At 54.0% G+C, this 25,340-nt stretch carries 25 protein-coding genes and 1 tRNA gene; 22 read left to right on the top strand and 4 right to left on the bottom strand.

Annotated elements, in window-relative coordinates:
- Positions 1-71 precede the first annotated feature (71 nt).
- From ACPW74_RS02675 to ACPW74_RS02575, 21 genes are all read left to right on the top strand, one after another.
- Positions 72-635 carry a lecithin retinol acyltransferase family protein gene (locus ACPW74_RS02675; protein ID WP_113994397.1) on the top strand — a complete coding sequence of 188 codons (564 nt, stop codon included), beginning with the start codon at positions 72-74 and terminating at the stop codon, positions 633-635.
- Between the two features lie 35 nt (positions 636-670).
- Positions 671-1,096 (top strand): DUF2787 family protein, encoded by a 426-nt coding sequence (locus ACPW74_RS02670; protein ID WP_193550699.1) that lies wholly within the window; start codon positions 671-673, stop codon positions 1,094-1,096.
- 10 nt (positions 1,097-1,106) lie between these two features.
- Entirely contained in the window at positions 1,107-1,535 is a 429-nt protein-coding gene (locus ACPW74_RS02665) for a hypothetical protein (protein ID WP_113994395.1), read from the top strand.
- Positions 1,510-1,809 carry a hypothetical protein gene (locus ACPW74_RS02660; protein ID WP_113994394.1) on the top strand — a complete coding sequence of 100 codons (300 nt, stop codon included), beginning with the start codon at positions 1,510-1,512 and terminating at the stop codon, positions 1,807-1,809. The genes ACPW74_RS02665 and ACPW74_RS02660 overlap by 26 nt, the downstream gene beginning before the upstream one ends.
- Positions 1,810-1,948: 139 nt before the next feature.
- The gene (locus ACPW74_RS02655) at positions 1,949-2,962 is read left to right on the top strand and encodes an IS110-like element ISAeca3 family transposase (RefSeq protein ID WP_052815087.1); all 1,014 of its coding nucleotides are present in this window, start codon (positions 1,949-1,951) and stop codon (positions 2,960-2,962) included.
- A gap of 277 nt (positions 2,963-3,239) precedes the next feature.
- Positions 3,240-3,737 carry a RadC family protein gene (radC, locus tag ACPW74_RS02650; RefSeq protein ID WP_113994393.1) on the top strand — a complete coding sequence of 166 codons (498 nt, stop codon included), beginning with the start codon at positions 3,240-3,242 and terminating at the stop codon, positions 3,735-3,737.
- Positions 3,734-3,925 (top strand): hypothetical protein, encoded by a 192-nt coding sequence (locus ACPW74_RS02645; RefSeq protein ID WP_113994392.1) that lies wholly within the window; start codon positions 3,734-3,736, stop codon positions 3,923-3,925. Before radC ends, ACPW74_RS02645 begins: the two co-directional genes overlap by 4 nt.
- A gap of 24 nt (positions 3,926-3,949) precedes the next feature.
- A complete protein-coding gene (locus tag ACPW74_RS02640) occupies positions 3,950-4,288 on the top strand; it encodes a hypothetical protein (RefSeq protein WP_425858541.1) in 339 nt (112 codons plus the stop codon).
- A 175-nt stretch (positions 4,289-4,463) separates the two neighbouring features.
- A complete protein-coding gene (locus ACPW74_RS02635) occupies positions 4,464-4,973 on the top strand; it encodes a hypothetical protein (RefSeq protein WP_113736280.1) in 510 nt (169 codons plus the stop codon).
- Positions 4,970-5,185 carry a hypothetical protein gene (locus ACPW74_RS02630; RefSeq protein WP_113736281.1) on the top strand — a complete coding sequence of 72 codons (216 nt, stop codon included), beginning with the start codon at positions 4,970-4,972 and terminating at the stop codon, positions 5,183-5,185. Before ACPW74_RS02635 ends, ACPW74_RS02630 begins: the two co-directional genes overlap by 4 nt.
- Positions 5,182-5,544, top strand: coding sequence for a hypothetical protein (locus ACPW74_RS02625; protein ID WP_042060655.1), 363 nt, complete (start codon positions 5,182-5,184; stop codon positions 5,542-5,544). The genes ACPW74_RS02630 and ACPW74_RS02625 overlap by 4 nt, the downstream gene beginning before the upstream one ends.
- Before the next feature lie 85 nt (positions 5,545-5,629).
- Complete coding sequence (locus tag ACPW74_RS02620) at positions 5,630-6,172, top strand: hypothetical protein (protein WP_113736282.1); 543 nt, start codon at positions 5,630-5,632, stop codon at positions 6,170-6,172.
- A gap of 1 nt (position 6,173) precedes the next feature.
- Positions 6,174-6,530: a hypothetical protein gene (locus ACPW74_RS02615; protein WP_113736283.1), complete on the top strand. Its 357-nt coding sequence runs from the start codon at positions 6,174-6,176 to the stop codon at positions 6,528-6,530.
- 85 nt (positions 6,531-6,615) lie between these two features.
- Positions 6,616-6,930: a hypothetical protein gene (locus ACPW74_RS02610; protein WP_113994475.1), complete on the top strand. Its 315-nt coding sequence runs from the start codon at positions 6,616-6,618 to the stop codon at positions 6,928-6,930.
- Between the two features lie 2 nt (positions 6,931-6,932).
- Positions 6,933-7,337 (top strand): type IV toxin-antitoxin system YeeU family antitoxin, encoded by a 405-nt coding sequence (locus ACPW74_RS02605; RefSeq protein WP_113994391.1) that lies wholly within the window; start codon positions 6,933-6,935, stop codon positions 7,335-7,337.
- A gap of 369 nt (positions 7,338-7,706) precedes the next feature.
- Positions 7,707-10,100: a type I restriction-modification system subunit M gene (locus ACPW74_RS02600; protein WP_113994390.1), complete on the top strand. Its 2,394-nt coding sequence runs from the start codon at positions 7,707-7,709 to the stop codon at positions 10,098-10,100.
- 16 nt (positions 10,101-10,116) lie between these two features.
- Entirely contained in the window at positions 10,117-11,439 is a 1,323-nt protein-coding gene (locus ACPW74_RS02595; RefSeq protein ID WP_204511125.1) for a restriction endonuclease subunit S, read from the top strand.
- Positions 11,440-11,580: 141 nt separating this feature from the next.
- Complete coding sequence (locus tag ACPW74_RS02590) at positions 11,581-14,613, top strand: type I restriction endonuclease subunit R (RefSeq protein WP_425858540.1); 3,033 nt, start codon at positions 11,581-11,583, stop codon at positions 14,611-14,613.
- Positions 14,614-14,720: 107 nt separating this feature from the next.
- Complete coding sequence (locus tag ACPW74_RS02585) at positions 14,721-17,339, top strand: hypothetical protein (protein WP_133295822.1); 2,619 nt, start codon at positions 14,721-14,723, stop codon at positions 17,337-17,339.
- Positions 17,336-19,849, top strand: a complete 2,514-nt coding sequence (locus tag ACPW74_RS02580; protein WP_113994388.1) for a hypothetical protein — start codon at positions 17,336-17,338, stop codon at positions 19,847-19,849. The genes ACPW74_RS02585 and ACPW74_RS02580 overlap by 4 nt, the downstream gene beginning before the upstream one ends.
- Before the next feature lie 73 nt (positions 19,850-19,922).
- Positions 19,923-20,003, top strand: coding sequence for an SEC-C metal-binding domain-containing protein (locus ACPW74_RS02575; protein ID WP_272939935.1), 81 nt, complete (start codon positions 19,923-19,925; stop codon positions 20,001-20,003).
- Positions 20,004-20,199: 196 nt separating this feature from the next.
- Here ACPW74_RS02575 and ACPW74_RS02570 read toward each other — a convergent pair.
- Positions 20,200-20,287: transfer RNA gene (locus ACPW74_RS02570), tRNA-Ser, on the bottom strand.
- 198 nt (positions 20,288-20,485) lie between these two features.
- Between ACPW74_RS02570 and ACPW74_RS02565 the strand changes: the two genes are divergently transcribed.
- Positions 20,486-21,235: a DsbA family protein gene (locus tag ACPW74_RS02565; protein WP_104451745.1), complete on the top strand. Its 750-nt coding sequence runs from the start codon at positions 20,486-20,488 to the stop codon at positions 21,233-21,235.
- Between the two features lie 130 nt (positions 21,236-21,365).
- Here the strand turns inward: ACPW74_RS02565 and galE are convergent, their stop codons facing one another.
- The 3 genes from galE to hcp all read right to left on the bottom strand — a co-directional run bounded on the left by galE (position 21,366) and on the right by hcp (position 25,245).
- Entirely contained in the window at positions 21,366-22,391 is a 1,026-nt protein-coding gene (gene galE / locus ACPW74_RS02560) for a UDP-glucose 4-epimerase GalE (protein WP_425858539.1), read from the bottom strand.
- Between the two features lie 84 nt (positions 22,392-22,475).
- On the bottom strand, positions 22,476-23,495 hold the full coding sequence (locus tag ACPW74_RS02555; protein ID WP_049637026.1) for a hybrid-cluster NAD(P)-dependent oxidoreductase: 1,020 nt from the start codon (positions 23,493-23,495) through the stop codon (positions 22,476-22,478).
- 100 nt (positions 23,496-23,595) lie between these two features.
- Positions 23,596-25,245: a hydroxylamine reductase gene (hcp, locus tag ACPW74_RS02550; protein ID WP_279982296.1), complete on the bottom strand. Its 1,650-nt coding sequence runs from the start codon at positions 25,243-25,245 to the stop codon at positions 23,596-23,598.
- Positions 25,246-25,340: the final 95 nt, after the last annotated feature.

Genomic DNA, 25,340 nt, shown 5'->3' with positions numbered 1-25,340 from the left:
CACATTCACCACCATCAGGGCACCTTCGGGTGCCCTCTGTTTTATGCCGCATTTTATTTAAGGAACTGTTCATGCCATTACCGCAATCAGGGGACCACCTCGTTTCCCCCCGCACTGGTTACCAGCACCACGGTCTCTACCTAAGGGACCATCAGGTCATCCACTACCAGGGGGGCAGTGCCGGTATACCTTCCGGTCAGATAGCTATCACCACGCTTGCCGAGTTTAGCCAAGGGCGGGGCTATCGCATCCAGCACCATAGCGCACGAGCTTTCAACCGGGAGGAGAGTATCGACCGTGCTTACTCCCGTCTTGGAGAGGCGCACTACAGCACGCTCTTTAACAACTGCGAGCACTTCGTGCTCTGGTGTATCGAGGGTTTTCACTACAGCAAGCAGATTAACCAGCTGATTGCCACGGGGTGTATCGCACATCAGGCGCTTCGCACTGTGGCCCATCAGCCCACACTAGCGGCCCTACCTTGCATGGCCACCAGCACGGCACTGAATCCATCAGCAACTACCGCTGTGACCGCTGCAGTCGGTGCGTTGCTGGGGAGTTCGGCCACCTCGCTGGCGGCGCCCTTGGCTGCCACCTACAGCCTCTACCGCGCCTGGCGCTGGTTCAGGGATTAACGCGTCTCACATTCGATACGAAAGGACACACCATGATGACCATGCCATTTCACTTGGCAGGGATGGCCCTGCCGATTTCACCCGAGCTACCTGACTTGCTGCGCAAAGTCGTGCGGGCACAACAGCTCGACCTCACCCACCTCTCGACCCTGACCTTCAACTTTCGCAGCCCCGCCTACAGTGCTGAAACGGGTGGAGTTCATCCAGTAGAGCTGCGGCTTATTCGGGGATTACACGGCTGGGTCTTCGATTACATCACCGACTTCAGTTACCAGGGGCTAGGCCAGGATGCCGAGCTCTGCAAAGAGCTCGACTTCAACCTCTCTTGCGACGAGCACTATCTGCAGGGCTGGGGACCACTGCCCGGCGTGGAAGCACGGGAGCTGTTTGCCCTATGGCAGCGCAATTTCATTAGCTACGCCCAGTTGGGGTATTTCACCGTCACAGTCAGTGGGGAGTAGGAGGTGTGTGATGACTAACGAACTGCCGCTCTCCCACTACTCACGCCAGTGGCTGGGACTGGTCGCCGCCAAGGCCAAGATACAACCGCGCCACCGTGGCCAGCGCTGGTTACTACACCTCACTCCTGATAGCCCCCATGCCCGCACCGTTACGCTGCACCTGCGCTGGTCTGGGGTGCAGTGGCAACTGCTCTCCCTCACCAATGCCGAGGATTGGCGCACGATGAGTCAGCCGATAGATGAAATTTGCGTGGACCCCACTCGTCACTGTTTTTGGCGCAGCCAGGCAGGACCGGTTTCTCTCACCGAGCAACCCCGTGTGTTGGCAAGTTTCCTGGCTGACCTGCAGCGTACCTGCACTAATCACGGTTATCGCGTGGAGAGTGACCCCTTACCACAAGAGGAGACACAAGATGCCCAAACAACCGATAGCCGTTGAGCTGGAGGCCATCAATCGAGAGGGGGAAACGCAGGTGGTGCGTGACAGTGCCCTACCCGTGCAGGGCTACAGCGTCTACCTGCGAGCGATGGAAGCAAGCGAGCTGGCCTTGGCAACTTGGGTAGCTGACTACGACACCATCGGCCCAGCTTACGAACTAGCCGAGCGCCTGAGCCTGGCGCTGGCTATACCGCTCACTGTGCTGGTCCCCGAATCGCTGACACCGGTACAGAGTGACCCCGCAGCCACGACAGGCCCCTCCACGGCCAACTGAAAACCCCTTTCGAGCGAACCAACAACCTATCTACCTTTGACCCCGCCATGCTTCATGCGTGCCGGGGTCTAATGAGATGGTCACCCCCACCCTGTGAGCGGTACGCTGACAGGGTGTTTTTCTTTCAGGAGAGGCCATCATGGAAAACGTTGCGCTTATTGGTATTGATCTCGGTAAACACTCTTTTCACATTCACTGTCAAGACCGGTTCGGCAAGGCTCTTCTTCGCAAGAAGTTCAACCGGACAAAGCTCATCGAATCCCTCGCAACTTTTCCTGTATGCACCATCGTCATGGAGGCATGTGCCGGAGCCCATTACATGGCTCGTCGGCTGGCTGAATTTGGGCATGAGAGTAAGCTCATTTCGCCTCAATTCGTGCGCCCATTCGTCAAGAGCAACAAGAACGACTTCATCGATGCTGAAGCTATTTGCGAGGCCGCCTGCCGTCCCTCCATGCGGTTTGTAACGCCCAAGACCGAAAGCCAGCAAACGTTGGGAGCACTGCATCGTGTGCGCGAATCGTTTGTGCGCGATCGGGTTAAGGCATCGAACCAGATACACGGCTTTTTACTCGAATTTGGCATCAGTCTGCCCGTCGGTCATGCCGCCATCAAGCGCCTGCCTTCTGTGATGGCTGAACACGAGTTACCAGCGCGACTGATTACCATGTTGGAGAGGCTGCATGCCCATTTCAAGTATCTGGAGCAGCAAATTGCCGAGATCGACAAGGAACTGGCCAGCCAGCTTGGCGATGACGATCTTGGTCAGCGTCTGATGACAATCCCTGGTGTCGGCCCGATCACTGCCAGCGTGTTGGCCGCCGAGCTCGGTGACGGAAAACACTATCGATGTAGTCGTGATTTCGCGGCGTCAGTCGGATTGGTGCCACGCCAGTACAGTACTGGGGGCCGGGCAAACCTGAAGGGTATCAGCAAGCGTGGCGACAAAAATCTTAGACGATTGTTGGTGCAATGTGCACGAGCCTATATGCAACGGCTAGAGCGGCAAACGGGACGATTGGCTGATTGGGTCAGGTCTATGTTGACTCGGCGACATTCGAATGTTGTGGCTTGTGCACTAGCCAACAAGTTGGCCCGCACGGCTTGGGCGCTGGCGGCACGGCATACCGAATTTCGGGCAATGCCAACCTGACGCGCCCCTATTTACTTTTGTACTGACACACCCACCTGGTTTTGCGACTGTGATATTGGATGACGTGAACGGCATACCGGCCTGACTGATAACCTGGCAAAAGAATAGGCTTTCTAGGCCGAGGGTCTTTTTAGGACAGTCAGGCGCGATTCTCATCGTGGCGCGGAGAACATTCTCCATCAAGACGCCGGATAGATTTAAGCAAGCCAACCACAACACCCGAAATCAAGGTTGCAAAAAAGGGGGTGACCATAGATTTCTTTTTCTGGAGACAATTATGCGTTACCACAAACTCAAAGCCGGGGAATGCCCCGGCACGTATGTCGTCACCGAACCCGTGACAGAGCAAGACCTGCTGCGCATCGCCAACCAGATTGCTCGCAAGCGACTGGCCAAAGGCACTGCCATCACCAGCACCGCCGAGGCCGCCGAGCGATTACAAACCCTGCTGCAAGAGCGGGAGCATGAAGTGTTTGGCGCACTGTTCCTTGACTCACAGCATCGCGTACTGGCTTTTGAGGAGCTGTTTCGCGGCACCCTCGATAGCGCCAACATCTACCCACGGGAAGTGGTTAAGCGGGCCCTGATACTCAACAGTGGCGCCATCATTGCAGTGCACAATCACCCCAGCGGTGACCCGGAACCCAGTCTCTCTGACCGGGTCTTTACCCAGGCCCTCAAAGAGGCCTTGGCACTGGTCGATGTGCGATTACTTGACCATCTGGTGGTCGGTGCTGAGGGCGTAGTCTCGATGGCCGAAAGAGGTCAGCTATGAACCAGCCCCAAGGCAAAACCCACCTCACCGCCCTCGACATCCTCATCGAGTTGCGCTGTTGGCTGGCAGACAACGTCGAGATGCAGGCCGAGCCCGCCATCGTGGCTCACCTGCCTAACGGCTATCAGCTCACCCAGAGCGATTGTGTCGAGGCCATCGATGCACTGCTGCATCAGCTACGCCCTTAGCCGTGCCAAGAAGAGACAAACACCATGCAATTACCCAATCCCTATTCCCTTGAGGAAACGGTCGAGAAGCTGCGCCATAGCCTGACAGCCGTCAGCAACGAAGATGCGCTGACGTTGCTGGAAAAGGCCGTCACCAAGGCTCGTGATGACGAGGCCTATGCCAAGCAGTTTGAAGAGACCTTGCTGCAAGGCTCCACCATCGAGATACGCGAGTGTCTCAGCTGCTTTGGCGACTACTTCGAACGCTCCAGAGACACACCGCCCTATTACCCGCACCACGATGCCGTCAATGGTATTGATTGTGCGCTCTACGCCATCCTGTTTGAGGCTGCTCACCCCGACACACGCCAAGATCACCAATAACGAACCGTCGATCGCCCAATAACATGCATGCCGATCACGTTTCCACCCAATAACCCGGATCATCAAACCAGGATCATCAGGTCCAACATCATGATCCGGATACTCCGATCCCCCGATCCCCCCAACAAGGCCACCTCACTACAGGTGGCCTTTTGCATTTCAAGGAGCTACTCCCATGTCTGCCTTCATGATCGACCGCAAGGACTACCTTGCCTTTGCCGTACAGTTACACCGCTTTTGCAATGCCCCCATGCCACCGCACTACACCCTTGAGCTGCTGCGCTCCCTCTGGTGGAACCCGCCAATGGATGTCACAAGCACCTGGACGTGGCGGGTAGACCGGTTAGCACGGCTGATGATGCTCGCCAACCGGCGGGCAGTCTGGCATCGCTATCAGCTAGGGCGTCCACAGGACCGCAAGGAACCACGTCAGCACTGCTCGACCAAGCTGGGACCGCTTAAACCAGCCCACCGTTACCACCAGGCACCACTCACCGATGCCGAACTGGTAGCCCTCTACAAATTCACCTGCTGCGCCCTGTACCAGTCGAGTGAATGGAGCGGGAGCCCTGAGCAGGCTCCCCGGTTGGTAAAGGTGATACAACAGTTGCAGCAGGCGCTGGCGCAAGACGTGCTGACTCGGTTGTCACTGTGGGAGCAAACCCCTTGGGGAGAGATGCGATGAATATCTCCATCACTCTGACAGTGACAAGCTCACCTCCGAGCTCAACTGCCCATATAGCCCAGCGTATCGCCGATGACATGGCACACCTGCATCATCGTCTGGGTGATGGGGTCAGTGATGAATTGGGCATCAGCATCAGTTACCTGGTCGAGCAGTTTGCGCTGCTGGCAGCGGCTTACCGTTCACCTGCAGAAAGGGAGAAACACCCATGATCGAGTTCAACGATAGCTTCACTCAGGTCGCAGTCGCTCAGGCAATGAGCGCACATGGCGATTTGCATAGGCTCATTACCTATCAGCTCACCTTCCCGAAGTGGGCACACGACTATGACGAGACCGGCAAGCGCACTGGCCCCGACAAGATCAAGCCCGTGCCAACGATGCACAAGACCTCGCTGTTCGTGAGTCCACTGGACATGGTGGACAACCTGCCCCGCGAGATTAACTTTGCGTGGTGGGAGCGTGAGTGCAACGACCTCGGCTATCCCGTTGGGGAGTGGCGACGCACCATTGTGGGTGCCTACGTCAACCACGGCAGTAATGACAAGCCGGATTGGAGTAGTCACACCTGAACCTGAACCACTGCCACCAGCACACACAAGACCTCCAGCAGCCCCTCACCCCGAGGGGCTGTTTGCATTTGAAGGAACCCCAACCATGCATGACCTACGTGATTACAACACCCTGTCTGCTCGGCAGCTCACCGCCGCCATCGGTCAGCTCAACCACAACACCGCGCCGAAGATAATGACCCACCTCGCATTGCGGGCCAGACAGCCGCACCCGCTCGGTCATGGCCGCAGCAGAGCCAAGGCCCTCAAGCTGCTGCGTCGAGTCAAGAAGGTTCACGAGACTGGCCGTATCCCGCTGGAGCTCACCGTAACCGGCTGCCGCATCGACCGTGGCAGCCATCAGGCTGACCGTTACTACTACGACCGGACGCTGCTGGCCAAGGGCTGGCAGCAGTACGACACCGAAGAAGATGCCTGGTATTTCGGCATCTGGATTAACACCGAGAAGCTGGAGACCTTTACCTACGCCGAAGGGGATACCAGCCATGTGATTGCGCCGAACGTTGAGGCGTTTCGTACCGAGCTGACGCGGCTCTATCAGTACCACCCACAAGCCCCGGCGTTTATCAGCATCGACCCAGAGGCTGGCGTTGTGACCCACCACTTTGAAGCCAAACCGGAGGTGTGAAATGGCGAAAAACATCACCATCAAGGTGCCCGGCAAACATCCGCAAACCGGCGAGCTCACTACTTTCGAGCTCAAAGGGCAACGCATGGATATCAACATCGGCGGGCAGGCCGTGCCTTTCCTCATCCACGGGAGGGGGATAGGAACGTCGCTCACCCATATCCCGAGCGGCTATCGCATAGCCCTGCTCGGCGGCTGGCTCACCGCTCGTTACGCAATTCCTGAGAATAAGCCCAGCAGAACGGCCTGCGCCCAGATGGCCATAGACCGACTGGTGGCTCAATACGGCTCGCTGCACCTGCTGGACCGACTCAACTGCAAGCCGGTTATCAATGAGACGGCTGACAGCACTCGTTGACATCCCGCCGTCTCGCTCATCCACAGGCAGCATAAAGAGCCCCCCCCCCACTGGCTGGCCCTTGGCATCATTGGAATCACTGAACATGACCCGTCTTATCACTGGGCTCGAGGTGCATCGCTATGCCCCCGAGCTTAACAAGCTGCATCTGCGCAACCGCCTGACGTTACCCGCTCCCGGCATCACCACCATCAAAGAGGCCAAAGCACGCCTGTTTAGCCGATGGCAGCCAGGGCATCAGGTGACCATCACCGTGAGCCATCCCGACTACGTCAATCTCTCCCGGCTTTATCGGGGGAGGCTAGCCAGCCTAGCCGAACTTCCAGAGCACCTGACCAGATTGCGACAGCGCCACAACGTGCCCGGCACCATCATCCACACCCAATTGAGGTATCGCTAATCATGACCACGACAACCACCAACACCAACGAACAACACCCCGTAGCGCCAGACCAGCCCACTCGGATTTTTGCGCAGTGGGGCTTGCCCCATACAGTTACACCGAGCTTTGGGGCCCGCCTTATTCAAGAACATCATCGCCTACACTTTCTGTCAGATCGGGCCTCACTGGTTGGCAAATGGGAAGAGGAGGCAATAGACCAGCTGGAAGCTGTTTTCCCAACCATCATCAAGGAACTGGAGAGCAAACTGCTGAACGGCGAGCTCGATGCCCGCCGTCAGCAACGTATCACCCTTCAGCACGGCGGCTTTACCTGCGAAGCCGATACCCTTGGTAGCTACGGCTATGTCTACTTAGCCATTTACCCTGCGACCAACATGGACGCCAATCCTGACCGCAAGGCGTGACCACAAATCCGCTTGTGGTAACATTTTGGCTCCTATTCGTCCGTGATAAGTGGTAGGTCTTGGGGAAGGCCAATTCATGGCCTTCCCTTTGTTTTTGTCCCGCATTTCCCTGTTAATTAAAACAGCAGCTTGCCTGCAATCGGTCAGCCATTCTGGTAAACTGGCGGCCATTTTGAGGCTGTGCCAACCCGCTCGAACGATCACGAAAAAACATCCATTTGAACCTCGTGATAAACGGTGGCGCTACTCCTCCACCTGACATCCGCTATCGCTTCCCATCATCCGGCGACACAAGAGCCATGCGTATGCGGTTAATTCCTCAGGCCACACTTTTTGCATTCCGGGGTAACCCGGAGACAGGAAAACAACATGGATCACAGTGTTCATAACAAACTCGTCTCTTTTATCTGGAACATCGCCGACGACTGCCTGCGCGACGTTTACGTCCGTGGCAAATACCGCGATGTGATCTTGCCGATGGTGGTATTGCGCCGCCTGGATACCCTGCTCGAACCCACCAAGGAAGCAGTCCTGGAAGAGGTCCGCTTCCAGAAGCAGGAGATGAACGCAGTCGAGCTGGACGAAGAGCCGCTCAAGGCAGCTTCTGGTTATGTCTTCTACAACATCTCCAAGTGGACGCTCAAATCCCTGTTGAACGCAGCCACCAACAACCAGCAGATCCTGCTGACAAACGTCAATGAATACCTCAATGGCTTCAGCGATAACGTCAAGGAGATCGTCAACTGCTTTAACCTCAAGGCGCAGATCCGCCATATGGCTGACAAGCAGGTGCTGCTCGATGTGATTGAGAAGTTCGTCTCCCCCTATATCAACCTCACCCCTAACGATATTGAAGATCCTGAAGGTAACAAACTGCCTGCCCTCAGCAACCTCGGGATGGGTTATGTGTTTGAAGAGTTGATCCGCAAATTCAACGAAGAGAACAACGAAGAGGCCGGGGAACACTTCACCCCGCGCGAGGTGATCGAGCTGATGACCCACCTGGTGTTTGATCCCATCAAGGATCAACTGCCGCTCACCATGACGATCTATGACCCTGCCTGTGGTAGCGGTGGCATGCTGACCGAATCTCAGGGCTTTATCGAAGAGAAATACCCGGCTACTGGTGTCAGCCGTGATATTCACCTCTATGGCAAGGAGATCAACGACGAGACTTACGCGATTTGTAAGTCCGACATGATGATCCGGGGCAATGACCCGGCCAACATCAAGGTAGGCTCCACCCTGTCGACCGATGAATTCTCCCATATGCGCTTTGACTTTATGCTCTCCAACCCGCCCTACGGCAAAAGCTGGGCGTCAGAGCAAAAGCACATCAAAGATGGCAGTGACGTGATCGACAGCCGCTTCAAGGTAAAACTGGCCGATTACTGGGACGTGGTCGATCCCAAAGGCTGTGATGCCACCCCGCGCTCCAGCGATGGTCAGTTGCTGTTCCTGATGGAGATGGTCAGCAAGATGAAATCCCCATCGGTAAGCCCGCTGGGTAGCCGTATCGCCTCGGTGCACAACGGCTCCAGCCTGTTTACCGGCGATGCGGGCAGTGGCGAGAGCAATATCCGTCGCTACCTTATCGAAAATGACATGCTCGAAGCCATTGTCCAGCTACCGAACAACCTGTTCTACAACACCGGCATCACCACCTATATCTGGCTGCTCAACAACAACAAGCCTGCCCATCGGCAAGGCAAGGTGCAGCTTATTGATGCCAGCCTGCTCTATCGCAAACTGCGCAAGAACCTGGGTGACAAAAATTGCGAATTCTCTCCCGAACATATCGAGGAGATCACCAACACCTATCTCGCCTGTGCCGATGTAGAACACCAGCTGGATAGCAATGACGATCCAATCGGCATCGCCAGCAAGGTGTTTAAAAACGAGGACTTTGGTTACTACAAGGTGACGGTGGAGCGCCCGGACCGTCGCAAGGCCCAGTTCAGCCGCGAGCGTCTCAACGCTCTGCATTTTGACAAATCCTTAAACGAGGTGATGGAGTACTGCTTTGCCGAGTATGGCGAGCAGGTCTATCAGGATGGGTTCCTGACCGAGCACAGCAAGCAGATCCTCGAGTGGTGCGAGAAAAACGAGATAAGTCTGAACAACAAGGCCAAAGAGAAGCTGCTGAGCACCGATTTCTGGTGCGCAGCCCGCTCTCTGTTCGATACGGCTCATACCCTGATGCAGGAGATCGGTGAAGCCGAGTTTAACGACTTCAACCTGTTTAAGGCCCAGGTCGAGGCGACGCTCAAGGCCCATAAGCTCAAACTCTCCGTCACAGAGAAAAATGCCCTGTTCAATGCCGTGAGCTGGTATGACGAGACTGCCGCCAAGGTAGTGAAAAAGGTGGTGAAGCTCAGTGCCGACAAACTGGGTGAACTGCTGGAGATCTACAGCTGTGAAGAGGCCGATCTGCCCGACTTTGGTTACTACCCCACAGGTAAGAAAGGTGAGTTCGTCACCTATGAGAGCAGCAGCGATCTGCGTGATAGCGAGTCAGTGCCACTTACCCAGAGCATCTACCAGTACTTTATCGACGAGGTGCAGCCCCATGTGGCAGAGGCCTGGCTCAATATGGAATCGGTGAAAATCGGCTATGAGATCAGCTTTAACAAATATTTCTACCGCCATAAACCGCTGCGTTCACTCGAAACAGTCGCCCAAGAGATCCTGACGCTGGAACAGCAGGCCGATGGCTTGATTGCCCAGATCCTGGGGCTTACTACCCCCAATACCCAGGCATAAGCAGGAGACGATAGAGATGATGCTAACTGCCATGCCGAAATATGATACCTATAAAGACTCTGGAGTTGAGTGGCTGGGGGATATTCCTCATGACTGGAAGTTAATTTCGCTAAAACGAACAATTGTTGGTTGTGTTAATGGCTTGTGGGGCAAAGACCCTAATAGCACGAATGATATCATCGTTCTTCGGGTTGCTGACTTTGAGCGAAATAAATTAAAAATTAACGACAAGAAATTAACTGTTAGGTCTATTCCCCTGAAGGATAGATGTTGGCGGTTGTTAAAAAAAGGGGACCTACTCATTGAGAAATCTGGTGGCGGTGATAAAACGCTAGTTGGCTGTGTAGTTCTCTTTGATAAAGACTACGATGCAATAACATCAAATTTTGTCGCTAAGATGACACCTAAAGATAAATTTGATGCTCGTTTTCTTTGCTATTTATTCTCAGCGCTTTATTCTTCTGATGTTAATTATCGTTCGATTAAACAAACTACGGGAATACAAAATTTAGACTCTGATGCCTACTTATCAGAGGTCGCTGCATTTCCTCTATGGCGAACTCAAGTGGCCATCGCCAATTTTCTTGATCAGAAAACCACCCAGATTGACGAAGCGATTGCCATTAAAGAACAGCAGATCGCACTGCTTAACGAGCGTAAGCAAATTCTGATCCAGCAGGCTGTCACCCAAGGCCTCGACCCTACTGTACCGATGAAAGATTCCGGTGTTGCATGGATTGGCAAGATCCCAGATCATTGGAAGATAGAGAAAAGCCGATGGTTATTTAAACAAAGAAAGTCTCTGGCAAACAAAAACGATGAACAACTGACCGCATCCCAGAAGTATGGTGTCATATCACAAAAAAAATTCATGGAGCTCGAAGGACGCAGGGTGACCCAGGTGGAACTAAACCATGAAATACTAAAACATGTTGAGGCTAATGACTTTGTGATTAGCATGAGAAGTTTTCAAGGTGGAATAGAATATAGTCCATATAGTGGGTGTGTGAGTTCTGCCTATGTCCCATTAATACCAAGTGATGCAGTCTACGCTCCGTACTTTAAATATTTGTTGAAATCGAACAGATATATAGAAGCGCTTCAGTCCACCTCAAACTTGGTTCGTGATGGACAGGCATTAAGATATGAGAATTTTTGCATGGTGGATTTGCTCGTTGTTCCAATGGAAGAACAAATAGCAATAGCTGAGTTTATTAACAATCAGCTCGATGTATGTGAACAATCCATTATTTTAATGGAAGCCCAAATTGACGGGCTTAAAGAGTATAAAACTACCCTGATTAATAGCGCTGTTACCGGCAAGATTAAGGTGATGTAGTTATGGCCAGCCAGACGCGGCAGTCACAGCGCCTGGCTGGTATAGCTCGATATGAGCAAAGCACAATGGGTGTGGTTTTATCAGTGCCAAGTCAAGATGGCCACGGGCAGGTAAACGAGAACAAGAGAGCAGGGAGTATTGATGGTCAGCAACACCAAAGAACAGGTCCTTGAAGCGGCCATTGAGCAGGCCCTGACCGGCCAGTGTTTGGAAACGCTCGGCAATGGCATTGGCGAGGGTGCCGCCGTTTACGCCAAGCCACACCATGGTTTTGTGTTAGGGCAGGCCTGTGATTTTGACAAGCAGTACGCCATCGATAAGCGGCTGTTCTGGCAATTTCTCGAAACCACTCAGGCCATGGAGCTGGCCAAACTTCAGCAGCATCACCCCCACGACTGGCAGCGCAAGGTGCTCGAGCGCTTCGATCGCATCATTAAAAAGCAGGGGGTGCTGCATCTGCTGAAAAAGGGCCTGAGCGTTGATGATGCTCACCTGACCTTGATGTATCCGGCACCGCTGGCCAGCAGCAGCGCGGTGGTGAGCCAGGATTTTGCTGCCAACCTCTTTAGCTGTACCCGGCAGGTGGCCTACTCAGCGCAAAACCCCAAGCAAGAGATCGACATGGTGCTGTTTATCAACGGCATCCCGCTGATAACCCTTGAGCTGAAAAACCACTGGACCGGCCAGAATGCCTGCTATCACGGCCAGAAGCAGTACCGGGAGGATCGCGATATAAGCCAACCCCTGCTGCACTTTGGTCGTTGTCTGGTGCATATGGCGGTAGATACCGACGAGGTCTATATGACCACCAAGCTGGCGGGCAAGGCGACCTTCTTTCTGCCCTTTAACAAGGGGCATCGCCATGGCAAGGGTAATCCGCCCAACCCCTACGGCCATAAGAGCGCCTACTTGTGGCAAGAGGTCTTTAGCAAGGAGAGTCTGGCCAATATCATCCAGCACTTTGTGCGTCTGGATGGGTCTGCCAAAGAGTTGCTGAGCAAGCGCACCCTGTTCTTCCCCCGTTACCATCAGCTGGATGTGGTGCGCAAGCTGGTGGACCATGCAGCTCATCACGGTGTCGGTCAGACCTATCTTATTCAGCACTCGGCGGGCTCTGGCAAATCCAACTCCATCACCTGGGCGGCATATCAGCTGATCGAGGTTTACCCACAGAGCACTGATGTGCATGGCGCCAAGGCCGTCGATCAGCCGTTGTTTGATTCGATCATTGTGGTTACCGACCGGCGACTGCTGGACAAGCAGCTGCGTGAGAACATCAAGGAGTTTTCCGAGGTCAAGAACATCATTGCGCCAGCCAACAAGTCATCCGAGCTCAAGTCGGCCCTTGAGAACGGCAAGAAGATCATCATCACCACCATCCAGAAGTTCCCGTTTATCGTCGATGGCATCAGCGATCTGAGCGACAAGCGTTTTGCGGTGATTATCGATGAGGCGCACAGTTCACAATCCGGTGATGCCCACGGCAAGATGAACGCGGCGATGGGCAAGCTGCAGGACGAGGAGATGGAGGACACCCAGGATCTAATCCTGCAGGCCATGCGCTCACGCAAGATGCGTGGCAACGCCTCTTATTTCGCCTTTACCGCCACGCCGAAGAACACCACGTTGGAGAAGTTCGGCCAGTTGCAGCCGGATGGCACCTTCCAGCCGTTTCACCTCTATTCGATGAAGCAGGCCATCGAGGAGGGCTTTATCCTCGATGTGGTGGCCAACTACACCACCTATCGCAGCTACTACGAGATCAGCAAGTCTATCGAAGATAACCCGCTGTTTGACAGTAAAAAGGCGCAGAAGAAGTTGCGGGCTTATGTGGAAGGCAGCCAGGAGACGATCGACGTCAAGGCCGAGATCATGCTCGAACACTTCATCCCCCATGTGGTGAATGCCAAGAAGCTCAAGGGTAAAGGCAAGGGGATGGTGGTGACGCAGAACATCGTCTCTGCTATCCGCTATTACAAGGCCATCACCCACCAGCTGGAGGCGATGGGGAACCCGTTCAAGGTGCTGATTGCTTTCTCCGGCAGCAAGGAAGTGGATGGTGTTGAGTACACCGAGGCTAATCTCAACGGCTTTGCCGAGGGCGATACTCGCGACCAGTTTGATACCGACGAATATCGCCTGCTGATCGTGGCCAACAAATACCTGACCGGTTTCGATCAGCCCAAGCTGTGTGCCATGTATGTCGACAAAAAGCTGAACGGTGTGCTGTGTGTGCAAGCGCTATCCCGCCTTAACCGCGCTGCGCCCAAATGGGGCAAGAAGACTGAAGACCTCTTTATTCTCGATTTCTTCAACCCGGTTGAAGAAATCAAGGCATCATTCGATCCCTTCTACACCGCGACCTCACTCTCTGGCGCCACCGACATCAATGTGCTGCACGAGCTCAAGGATGCGCTGGACGATACCGGTGTTTATGAATGGTTCGAGGTCGAGGAGTTTGTTGCACGTTACTTCAATAACGAAGATGCTCAACTGCTCAGCGCCATCATCGATGTGGCCGCAGACCGTTTCAACCATGAGCTGGAGCTGAGTAACAAAGAGAAGGCCGATATCAAGATCAAGGCCAAGCAGTTCGTGAAGATCTACGGCCAGATGGCCGCCATCATGCCTTACGACATGCTGACCTGGGAGAAGCTGTTCTGGTTCCTCAAATTCCTGATCCCCAAACTCAAAGTACAGGACCCGGATGCCGACCTGCTTGATGAGTTGCTCGAGTCAGTGGATCTCTCCTCCTACGGCCTGCAGCGCGTGAAGCTCAACCATGCCATCAGCCTGGATGACGAAGAATCTGAGCTGGAGCCACAAAACCCCAATCCACGCGGTGCCCACGGCACGGAGAAAGAGACCGACCCGCTGGATGAGATCATCAAGAGCTTTAACGAGAAGTGGTTCCAGGGCTGGAGCTCGACACCGGAAGAGCAGCGGGTGAAGTTCGTGAATATCCTCGATAGTGTGAAGAAGCACCCGGACTTTGAATCAAAATATCAAAACAATACTGATCCAATTAACCGCGAGCTGGCCTTCGAGAAGATCATGAGAGAAGTCATGCTGGCACGAAGAAAAGACGAGCTGGAGCTATATAAGCTGTTCGCTAATGATCCTGCCTTCAAGGCATCCTGGATGCAAAGCGCACAGAGAATGGTGGGGATGTGATCTGGGGAGCAGATTTAACCACCAACGAGTACGGTAAACAATAACTAAAATGTGCAGCCGGACGGCACCCAGCTGCGTTGTAGGAAAAGGGATAAAGGAGAGTTAACTTGAGCCAGGCTACACCGACCACAAAAAGCTATGATGTTCTGATCCAATTGGAGCAAGAAGACAGCTCTAAGTCTTTTTCGACCAATGAACTTATCCAGCGTCGCCACTACGATTCAATCCGAAGTGAAATTAATGCACATCTCGGGAAATGGGCGACTCCAAATCCATGCAAACAGGATGACGAACCGTATGGCAACGGGTGGACATATTTCATTGATGGCTCCCGGGGCGCGGGTAAGTCAACCTTTTTGAGTTCAGTAGAGGCTGCGCTCCAAAATGATGCAGACTTGAAAACACAGATGGCCTTCATCGCTGTAATTGACCCTAGCCGTATCGAACAAAGCGAGATAATTCTGCTTGTTATTCTGCAGCAACTTAGTAAACAAGTTAACGACGCACTGAAAGGGCTGCGCCAAACTCACAATGAACCACTACGAGAGGAATGGCGACGGGTATTCAAAGGGGTTGCAGGCGGCCTAAGCCTATTCTCAAAAGAGTACCACCCACTCAACGATCTTGATCCTGAACTATTCCTTGAATGGGGTCTAGAGCGGACAAGCGATAGCACAAGCTTAAGAACAAAACTTCATCATCTATTTGAAACTGCCTGCCGAATACTCGGCGTTAAGGGGATAATGTTCGGATTTGATGATGCAGACACAGGTACTGTTCACGCCATCAAATTACTCGAATGTATCCGAAAATATCTGGATACCCCCCGAGTCATGGTGCTAGTGACTGGAGACATGGAGCTCTATTCACTGCTCGTGCGTCAACATTTTGCAACGACCTTGGCTGGTAAGCCCGACGCAGCTTTAGATCTGCAACGCAGGTCTAGACAAAGGGATAGATCTGACCAGTATCTACGCATGATTGACCACATGGAAGATCAGTATCTGCTCAAACTTTTCCCCATTCACCGACGTATACAATTGAAGTCACTATGGGGCATGAATCCTACTGATAAATACAACGTCAAACATCATTCTTGGGGAAGAAAGAGCTACCCTCTCAAGGACGTTACCAAGGCAATCGTGGGGCAAGGTCTAAGGGTAAAAAGTCATGCGGATGTTGACGTTTATACCGAGTTTCTGCTTAAACAGCCTCTTCGCTCGGTTCTACAAGTCCTAACCAGTTGTGCTCCACATCTTACTATATCCACACCTAAGAATGTTATTTCAGCGGCTTGGTCTCCGGACCTAACCAGAGAGCTCAGCCGCTCCTTACAAGCTCTGGCACTAACCAGCCTATACAAGCTCTCGATCGATACAGATGCTATCGCATCGCAGGAGTTACCTGCGTTAACACAAGCTATTTTTGATCTGTCACTGGAAGATGGGGATATGGATACTGCACCATATCTCCGTCCAATGTCAGCGGAACAAGATATCAAGGCTTGTTTTGCTGCATTAGCTGCGGAAATACCTAATTTTTGCACACAAAACCCAGGTGCGGCACTTCGCTATCTTTTACGAGGACCAGGTAGTGTATCGCTATACAATCTGGCTCAATCACAGCCCTGTAATACCCTTGAATTCAAATCTTATATGGGAATCGGCCGCGGGGAAGACAGCCTTGACTGGGCTCGACGTGCGACTGCCGTGATCGCGCTCCCCTACAGCTCAAACTATAAGCCAAGAGTTGTACTACCTGGAATTATTGGTCTTCGTCGAAATTTAAAAGGAAGAAAAGGTGAGCTAACAGCGCAGACCGTGATCAACAAGGCAATTGAGAATAGTTTAATACAATATTTACCCGTATTTTCACTAAGTTTAGTTACTGTAACGAATGCAACCAGTCCGCGCACATATGGGTCCATCCTTACACTTGTCGGCTTGATTGAAAAACTTCTTTCCGCATATGTAAAAAGCGAGGAGGAAGCTCACACAGCATTTGAACGAGCATACCCATCTTTAACCATTTCTAGTCCTAATTGGTCGCGTCGTGGTGACCCTAACAAGGAAGAAGATAACGACCAACCTGGCGAGGTCCCAAGTGATGTGAAAAATAAAAAGGAAGCACTGTGGGGCACAATAAAAATATGGCTTGAAAGCATAAGTAATTTGTCTAAAAATACTACGCCCTCTGGTATTTTCCTTGGCAAGGTCTGGACTCGACTATTTTTTAGTTTACAAAATGCCTCTGACGAACTGAAAGCCCATGGGAACTTCAGCTCCGTGATGGAAATTTATACACTATGTGTCATAAATTCCTTTTTGGTTGAAGAAGCTGAACATCACCTTATAAATTCGCAACACAAAACAATCGTTAATTCAATAGTTGATCGAACAAACCCCAGAACTAAAGCAGACTGGTTTGTAGATAAACTCAAGTCAACAAAACTGACAAGAGATGATTTTCCATTTACCGCTATAGTAGCAACATGCCCACTACTATTAGGACTGCTAGATTCCGAATTAGATTATATCACCGCTCTGAAACCCCTATTTCCCACTAGCATGAATGATGATGCAATTAAGGCACTACTGTGTCCGAAAGAACTTAAAGAACTAATGCAGCTGATATCAGTGGCTGGTGAATCTCGGGTCAAAATCAGTGCAGCAGCTGCCGAGGTAGTGATTGCGCCTGATGGAAAAGATAAGGCTAGTGACGAATGAGCTCTCAAGCCGCATCCATAAGTTCTCTCCTTTCGACACTACTGCTGTCGGACTATCGGATCCTACAGCTCTCATGGGATACACCCTTCGCACAGCAGCTAAATTGGCATGTGTTAAAAGAGCCAACCTATCTAGCCTATCAACCTTGGGCTGCGCGCTATCCAGACCATGTCTTTGACTCAACATGGCGTTACCTAGCAGCACTGCAGCCTGAACAGGGTGTTCTTATCAATACACTCAAAGCATTAACCCAGGAGTTCTTAACCTTCCGGCACGGCGAGTTGCGCGTGCACCGCGATCTCTTCGGTGCATGGCAGCAGGGCGTGATTAGCCGCCTCTCGGCTCTGCCAGTCCATGCTGCCGCCAACATTCTCCATAGCGATGCGCCATTATCCTTACGTAATAACATGGACTTATTTAGTGAGGATGTTGCGCCATGGAAAATGCAAATGGTGCCGCTACTTCGCCCTGAAGAAGCTCCGGTTGCAGACTACATAGAACGAGAAGGCTTGCATGAAACACATCTTCATCTAAACGGCAGCACACACGCAGAGATCTGTTGGCTACGGGCACTCCAAAACACACGTATTGAAACACGAGATTTCGTGGCCGCATGGAAAAAGGAGAAACAGAGTGGTCGAATTCGCGAGTTAATTGGACAGGTCAACCCTGAACTAACACCAACGCGCTTTCACCAACAACTTGTGACTGCAAATCGACTTCGGTATTGGTTAATTGGCGCGGCTAATGATCAGATCTCTCCAGATGCAAGACTGCCATTCTCTTGCCAAAGCTTGTACGAATCAGACAGCACCAAATGGTCTGAAGGAGTTATTACTCCTGACTTATCGTGGCGAGATGAACCTGATATTAGTGAGGAACTATCTTGGATGTCGGCTCTAATTGCCAAACTTCATCAACATCCGATGAGTATCCAGCTATCGCGGATGTTTCACGCTTACTTGCTGCTTTTAAATCAACATTATCGCTTACTAGTTCAAAGTGAAACCCAGTATGGATTTGACCAGTTCCAGAAATTTACCTTGACGGAATTGCGTGAACCATCTGAAAAAGAATATAAAGCAAGATTTCACGCGATACATGGCTCCAGATTAGCCAATAGTAAAATCGGGTATCTTGAAGGCCGTTTCGCTCCAAAGCAAACACAGGTCAAATCCTATAAACTGTTTAAAGCAATCCTAGGTGGATATCTGAGTTATTTAGGTGATGTTACTACTACAGATAAGCTATCTACCAAAAAAACACATTCGCTATCTGCATTACTGGCTGAGCTAGATGATTTTTTTAAACGATTTCATGCTCCTCACCGTAGTATTCATCGGCTCACACTAGTCACACATTTTATTAAAAAAGACTGGTCGCCACAAAAAAATGGAAGTTCTGGCCCCTACAAGCACTACCCACTGATCAATGAGTTGCGTCGCGCTACCAATGTGTTACTTAACGATCTGACTCGCTGGCCACGACTGACAAGCTGGGTTAGGGGCATAGATGCTGCGGCAAATGAACTTGATGCCCCGCCAGATGTCTTTTCACCAGTATTTCGAGTATGTCATCGAGCTGGTTTGAGCAGACGCACCTTCCACGCAGGCGAAGACTTCAGGCATATATTGTCGGGTATCGCTACCATGAGGGAAGCGCTCGAACTGCTAAATCTTCGAGACGGCGATCGAATAGGTCATGGAACAGCCATGGGCATAAGACCACAACTCTGGCTTGATCGTATGCCCCGGAAAATCATTCTTCCCCAAGGTGAGTGGCTTGTAGGCGTTCTAACCGCATGGTGCTTATTACGGGATATCCCAGATATGCAGGCATATGTTAACCACCTACAACGCGAACTGGAGTCAGTAGCACTTCATATTTTCGGTCGATCCATTACTGTACTAGAAATAGAACAAGCAATGGCCCTTCGTGGTTTGAGTCGTTTTGATTTAATGCGCCAAATAACCGGCCAAGTTGATCAATATCACGAGCCACTAAATGACCTTTGGCGAGAAGAAGCTAAAAGAGTGAAGGCAGCATACCAAGAACAGCGCCAAGCGGTGGAACTACTCTGGGAATGGCTAAGCAATCCCGATGTTCTCCAGCGCGCGAACGAACTAGTAGAGAAACCGGCCAACTTTTTGGATACACCCTGCTACATCCGATTGCAGCAAGCGCTAATGCAAGAAGTTGCTGAGCGTGGAGTGCTCATAGAAACGCTGCCATCTAGTAATGTGCGGATCAGTCAATATCAACATATCGGTGAACACCATGTGCTGCGCTGGATGAGAGTTCCTGGTTACATTGAAGAAGGGGATCCAGAAATTATGGTAAGTCTCGGTTCCGATGATCCTGGAATCTTCGCGAGCAATCTCGAAACAGAGTTTTACCTTTTATATTCAACACTCAGAAAAGCAGGTTTGAGCGATACAGATGCATTACACCGCCTGAGCATACTGAATGAACGAGGAAGAATTTATCGCTTTCATCACCCAATGATATGATTGCTGAACTGCTGGAGACCATGCCCACTTCCTGGCGAAACGTAGTGAACGACCGATACGTTCTCAACCAGTAGTGGCGCCCATCAAGATTGGCCGCAACGAGCCGTGCCCCTGTGGCAGCGGTAAGAAGTACAAGCAATGCTGTTTGCACTGACCAACAAAATAGATAGCAAGAGAGGGCCATTGGCCCTCTCTTGCTTTGGGTAACTTGAGGAAGTCGTGGCAATGACCTGTCCAAGGGAGTGCTATCAAGGGGTAGGACAGCCAACACCTAATGGCATACTCACTGGCATACCAAAAACCACATATACAAAAAAGCCCAACCGAATCAATCAGTTGGGCTATATATATGGCGGAGGAGGTGGGATTTGAACCCACGGATGGTCGCCCATCGCCGGTTTTCAAGACCGGTGCATTCAGCCGCTCTGCCACCCCTCCGCAGCAGTGCGACGCATATTACCCATGCCCCCAGCCCTTGTAAATCCCCACTCCGTTTGTTTGCCCATTTATTGGGCTATCTGGCGCACAAAACCGGCAAAACCGCTGCAAACCGTGCTTTTTCAAGCGGATGGCTTGACTTGAAAACAGACTCACCCACTATAGGGGCCACTACCACATCCCCAGCAAGATGGACTTATGAGAATCAAACATGCCCTGTTCGCCGCCCTGACCGGCGCGACCCTGCTTGCGGCGCCCGTGCAGGCGAGCGAGCTGACCAAGAGCGATGTCGAGCAGATCGTGCGCGACTATCTGGTCAAGAATCCGGAGATCCTGGTCGAGATGTCCAACGCCCTGCGTGCCAAGCAGGAGAGCCAGCAGGCCGAGAACGACAAGACGCTGATAGAAGCCCATGCCAAGCAGCTCTTCGCCAACCAGGATCCCGAGAGCGGCAATCCCAAGGGCAGCCTGACGGTGGTGGAGTTCTTCGACTACAACTGCGGCTACTGCAAGCGCGCTCATCCCCTCATTCAGCAACTGCTCTCTGAGGACAAGGAAATCCGCTACATCTACAAGCAGTTCCCCATCCTGAGCGAAACCTCCTACTACGCCGCCCGCGCGGCGCTGGCGGTGAAGCTCGGCCAGCCCGACAAATACCAGACCTTCCACGACAAGCTGTACGCCCATCAGGGACCCCTCTCCGACGAAGCCCAGGTGAAAGACGTCGCCAGAGCCGCCGGCGTGGACTGGAGCAAGGTCGAGGCGAAGATCAAGGACGGCAGCATCGATCAGAATCTGGGTACCAACCGGGCGCTGGCAGAAGCCATGGCCATTTCCGGCACCCCGGCCTTCATCATCGGCGATCAGATCCTGCGCGGCGCACCGCGGGATCTGGCCAGCCTCAAGGCCATCATCAAGGATGTCCGCGCCGGCAAGAGCATTCAGTAACCCGCGCGTTGTGCATGAAAAAACGCCCCGGCATGCCGGGGCGTTTTGCTATTCAGGCTGCAAACCATCAGGCCTGATGGGTCGTCGCGAGAAGCTGTCAGCAAGGCGAAGAGCAGCCCATGACCCGTGATCACGGCTTCGCAGCAGGGCCATAACCGTTCGGATTCTGGCTTTGCCAGCGCCAGGTATCGATCATCATCTGCTCCAGACCCCGCTCAGCCTGCCAGCCCAGCTCGTCACGGGCCAGAGCCGGTTCAGCCCAGCACTCGGCAATATCGCCGGGGCGACGGGGCTTGATCTGGTAGGGAATGGCACGGCCACTGGCTGCCTCGAACGCCTTGACCATCTCCAGCACGGAATAGCCCTGACCGGTGCCGAGGTTATAGGTGAAGACGCCGGTATCACTCTTGATGCGGGCCAACGCTTTGAGGTGACCGATGGCGAGATCCACCACGTGGATATAGTCGCGCACCCCGGTGCCGTCCGGGGTCGGATAGTCGTTGCCAAAGACCCCCAGCTCCTTGAGCTTGCCCACGCCGACCTGACTGATGTAAGGCAGCAGGTTGTTGGGGATGCCGTTGGGATCTTCACCGATGAGGCCGCTCTCGTGAGCCCCCACCGGGTTGAAGTAGCGCAGCAGCACGATGGCCCAGCGAGGATCGGATTTGGAGAGGTCACGCAGGATCTCTTCGACCATCAGCTTGGAGCGGCCATAGGGGTTGGTGGCGCTGGTGGGGAAATCTTCCCGCAGGGGTACCGAGGCCGGATCCCCATAGACGGTGGCCGAGGAGCTGAACACCAGCCGGAACACGCCGGCCCTGGCCATCTCTTCGCACAGCACCAGGGTGCCGGTCACGTTGTTCTGATAGTAGGTGAGCGGGATCTGGCCGGATTCCCCCACCGCCTTGAGGCCGGCGAAGTGGATCACCGACTCAATCTTGTGGGTGGCAAACAGCCGTTGCAGGCAGGCTCTGTCCAGAATGTCCCCTTCCACGAAGGTGACCGGCTTGCCGGTGATCCGCTCGACCCGCTTGAGAGACTCGGGGGAAGCGTTGGAGAGGTTGTCCAGTACTACGACCTGCTGCCCGACGTTCAAGAGTTCAACCAGGGTATGGGAGCCGATATAGCCGGCGCCCCCTGTGACCAGAATTGTCATTTTGTATCCCGTGTTCGACTGAAACTGGAGCTGAGTCTACCCGCCCGGCCCCGTTGCGAAAAGAGCGGGATGCTCATGGCCCCCTCAATAGTCGACGCTGACATCCCCGCTGGCGGTGCAGGAACAGGCCAGCGCCACCCCGTTCTCGAGATCTTGCGCGCTCAAGGTCATCACGCTCTGGCGCTCGATTTCGCCTTCCGTGGTGCAGCGACAGGCGCCGCACACCCCGGCGCGGCAAGCGGCCATCATGGTTTCCCCCGCCCCCTCCAGTGCCGCCAGCAGGGTCTGGCCAGGCAGTATCTTCACCTTCTTGCCGCTCTTTTTGAGGGTCAGCCAGAAGTGGTCGCTATCGGCCGCAACTGGCGCCGCACCCGATGTAACAGCAGGCAGGCCGAACGACTCCTGATGCAACTGCGCTGCCGGCAATCCCAGCTCCGCCAGCATGGTGCAGACTGCGGTCATGTAGGGGGCAGGCCCGCACAGATAGACATGGCGGCTCAAGAGATCCGGCGCCAATTCCTTGAGCATCCCCGGTGTGAGCCGGCCAACCCAGGGATGAGCCGTTGGCGCCTCTTCCCCTACTTTCTCCAGCACTAAAGCATGGCGCACACCGGCATGAGCCTCAGCCAGCGAAGCCAGTTCCCTTGCGAAGATCACATCCCCGGGGGTTCTGGCGCTGTGAATAAAGCGGATGTCTGCATCCGGCCGTTCGGCCAGCTCGTCCCGCAGCATGGCCCACATGGGGGTGATGCCGGAGCCGGCGCTGAGCAGCAGCGGCCGCTCGCAGGGGAGCGCGGTCAGGTGAAAATCGCCGAAGGGGCCGTCTACCCGGATCTCGTCCCCCACTTGCAGGCTCTGGTGCAGATGGTGAGAGACCAGCCCCACATCCTTGATGGTGACCTGCCAGAAAGGATCCTGCGGGCTGGAGGAGAGGGTGTAGGCGCGGCAGTGGGGCTGGCCGTCAATCATCGTGTGCAGGGTGACGCACTGGCCAGCCAGCACGGAGGGCAGGTCGCCAGCCAGGGGTTCAAATTGCCAGCTCGCCACGTCGTGGGTCTCTGCCCGGCGGGCTATACAGCGCAGGCTCAAAGAGGTGGAGGTCATCGCAAGGCTCCTCTTGCTCGGAAATAGCGTTGAAAAAAGGCGAGCCATCAGGCTCGCCAAAGGCTTACAACATGCTGAGCGTGTAAGGCTGTATCTTTGCTCAGGCCGCCAGGATCTCGGCGAGATCCGCGTCTGCCGTGGTGGTTCCTTTCAGGCCGAACTGCTCCTCCAGCACCTTGAGCAGGGCCGGGGTGAGGAAGGCCGGGGCGGTCGGGCCGGTGCGGATGTCCTTCACACCGAGCGCCAGCAGGGTGAGCAAAATGACGATGGCTTTTTGCTCGAACCAGGAGAGCACCAGGGTCAGGGGCAGATCGTTGACGCCGCACTCGAACGCGTCGGCGAGCGCCAGCGCCAGCTGGATGGCGGAGTAGGCATCGTTGCACTGACCCACGTCCAGCAGACGGGGAATGCCGCCGATGTCGCCGAAGTCGAGCTTGTTGAACTTGTACTTGCCGCAGCCCAGGGTCAGCAGCAGGCTGTCCTGCGGGATCGCCTTGGCAAACTCGGTGTAGTAGGCGCGCTCGGCACGGTCACCGTCACATCCCCCCACCAAGAAGAAGTGGCTGATTTCGCCAGCCTTGACCTTGTCGATCACCGCAGGAGCGGCCTGCATCAGGGCGTTGCGGGCAAAACCGATGGTGATGAAGTGCTCGAGCTCAACGTGCTTGAAGCCTTCCAGCGCTTGCGCCTTGGCGATCACGGCGGAGAAATCGTCCCCTTCCAGGTGGGTCACGCCCGGCCAGCCGACGATGGAGCGGGTGAAGATGCGATCGCTGTAGTTGCCCACGTTCGGGTCGATGATGCAGTTGGAGGTCATCACCACGGCGCCCGGGAAGTTGGCAAACTCCTTCTGCTGGTTCTGCCAGGCAGAGCCGTAGTTGCCCACCAGGTGCGGGTACTGCTTGAAGAAGGGGTAGGCCAGCGCCGGCAGCATCTCGCCATGGGTGTAGACATTGATGCCGGTGCCCCTGGTCTGCTCCAGGATGAGCTTGAGATCCACCATGTCGTGACCGGAGACCAGAATGCACTTGCCCGGTACCGGAGTGACGCGAACCTGGGTCGGCTCGGGGTGGCCGAAGGCGGTGGTTTCACCGAGATCCAGCATCTCCATGATCTTGAAGTTGAGCAGGCCAATGTCCATGGCGCACTTGAACAGCGGATCCAGATCGCTCGGATCCGTACCGAGCCAGCTCATGATGCGATGGAATTCGGCGGCGACCCCGGCATCCTGCTGATCCAGCACCCGGGCGTGTTCCATGTAGGCGGCAGCGCCCTTGAGGCCGTAGAGGCAGAGCAGGCGCAGCCCCATGATGTCTTCGTTGACCTCGTTTTTGCCCCGGTTGACCGCGGTCTGCGGCGCCTGGGCAAGCTGGGCCAGCAGATCGGCACCCGGCTCGAAGCGGGCGGCAGCGGGCAGTGTGTCGGCCTGCACCGCCAGCGGTGCCAGCTTGGCGGCCAGCTGCTGACGATAGCTCAGCGCCTGGTTGACGTAGGCGACGATGCGAGCGGAGTCGAAGTTGACGTTGGTGAGGGTGGCAAAGAACGCCTTGGGCACGAAAGCGTCTATTTCGCTGTCGACGATGCCGTGCTCGCGGGCCGCCAGGGCCCAGGCGCTGAGCCCTTGCAGGGTATAGATCAGCACATCCTGCAGATCAGAAGTTTCAGCCGTCTTGCCGCACATGCCTTGTGCATAGGCGCAGCCGTTGCCTGCCGGGGTACGAATTGTCTGTTCACATTGCACACAAAACATCATGCCTCTCCTAATTGGACATTTCAGTTGTCTGTTTTGTGGCGATTCTATTCCCCTCCTGGAAAACTTAATAGGCATTCAATTTACCAATTAAC

This window comes from Aeromonas sp. INTO2, from assembly GCF_049860605.1.
GTDB classification, from domain to species: domain Bacteria; phylum Pseudomonadota; class Gammaproteobacteria; order Enterobacterales; family Aeromonadaceae; genus Aeromonas; species Aeromonas caviae.
This window is presented reverse-complemented; position numbering and strand designations above follow the sequence as displayed.

Bases quoted from the DNA above. Each gene is read 5' to 3' on its own strand.
- ACPW74_RS02675 (WP_113994397.1), top strand. From the start codon at position 72: ATGCCATTACCGCAATCAGGGGACCACCTCGTTTCCCCCCGCACTGGT.
- ACPW74_RS02670 (WP_193550699.1), top strand. From the start codon at position 671: ATGACCATGCCATTTCACTTGGCAGGGATGGCCCTGCCGATTTCACCC.
- ACPW74_RS02665 (WP_113994395.1), top strand. From the start codon at position 1,107: ATGACTAACGAACTGCCGCTCTCCCACTACTCACGCCAGTGGCTGGGA.
- ACPW74_RS02660 (WP_113994394.1), top strand. From the start codon at position 1,510: ATGCCCAAACAACCGATAGCCGTTGAGCTGGAGGCCATCAATCGAGAG.
- ACPW74_RS02655 (WP_052815087.1), top strand. From the start codon at position 1,949: ATGGAAAACGTTGCGCTTATTGGTATTGATCTCGGTAAACACTCTTTT.
- radC (WP_113994393.1), top strand. From the start codon at position 3,240: ATGCGTTACCACAAACTCAAAGCCGGGGAATGCCCCGGCACGTATGTC.
- ACPW74_RS02645 (WP_113994392.1), top strand. From the start codon at position 3,734: ATGAACCAGCCCCAAGGCAAAACCCACCTCACCGCCCTCGACATCCTC.
- ACPW74_RS02640 (WP_425858541.1), top strand. From the start codon at position 3,950: ATGCAATTACCCAATCCCTATTCCCTTGAGGAAACGGTCGAGAAGCTG.
- ACPW74_RS02635 (WP_113736280.1), top strand. From the start codon at position 4,464: ATGTCTGCCTTCATGATCGACCGCAAGGACTACCTTGCCTTTGCCGTA.
- ACPW74_RS02630 (WP_113736281.1), top strand. From the start codon at position 4,970: ATGAATATCTCCATCACTCTGACAGTGACAAGCTCACCTCCGAGCTCA.
- ACPW74_RS02625 (WP_042060655.1), top strand. From the start codon at position 5,182: ATGATCGAGTTCAACGATAGCTTCACTCAGGTCGCAGTCGCTCAGGCA.
- ACPW74_RS02620 (WP_113736282.1), top strand. From the start codon at position 5,630: ATGCATGACCTACGTGATTACAACACCCTGTCTGCTCGGCAGCTCACC.
- ACPW74_RS02615 (WP_113736283.1), top strand. From the start codon at position 6,174: ATGGCGAAAAACATCACCATCAAGGTGCCCGGCAAACATCCGCAAACC.
- ACPW74_RS02610 (WP_113994475.1), top strand. From the start codon at position 6,616: ATGACCCGTCTTATCACTGGGCTCGAGGTGCATCGCTATGCCCCCGAG.
- ACPW74_RS02605 (WP_113994391.1), top strand. From the start codon at position 6,933: ATGACCACGACAACCACCAACACCAACGAACAACACCCCGTAGCGCCA.
- ACPW74_RS02600 (WP_113994390.1), top strand. From the start codon at position 7,707: ATGGATCACAGTGTTCATAACAAACTCGTCTCTTTTATCTGGAACATC.
- ACPW74_RS02595 (WP_204511125.1), top strand. From the start codon at position 10,117: ATGATGCTAACTGCCATGCCGAAATATGATACCTATAAAGACTCTGGA.
- ACPW74_RS02590 (WP_425858540.1), top strand. From the start codon at position 11,581: ATGGTCAGCAACACCAAAGAACAGGTCCTTGAAGCGGCCATTGAGCAG.
- ACPW74_RS02580 (WP_113994388.1), top strand. From the start codon at position 17,336: ATGAGCTCTCAAGCCGCATCCATAAGTTCTCTCCTTTCGACACTACTG.
- ACPW74_RS02565 (WP_104451745.1), top strand. From the start codon at position 20,486: ATGAGAATCAAACATGCCCTGTTCGCCGCCCTGACCGGCGCGACCCTG.
- galE (WP_425858539.1), bottom strand. From the start codon at position 22,391: ATGACAATTCTGGTCACAGGGGGCGCCGGCTATATCGGCTCCCATACC.
- ACPW74_RS02555 (WP_049637026.1), bottom strand. From the start codon at position 23,495: ATGACCTCCACCTCTTTGAGCCTGCGCTGTATAGCCCGCCGGGCAGAG.
- hcp (WP_279982296.1), bottom strand. From the start codon at position 25,245: ATGTTTTGTGTGCAATGTGAACAGACAATTCGTACCCCGGCAGGCAAC.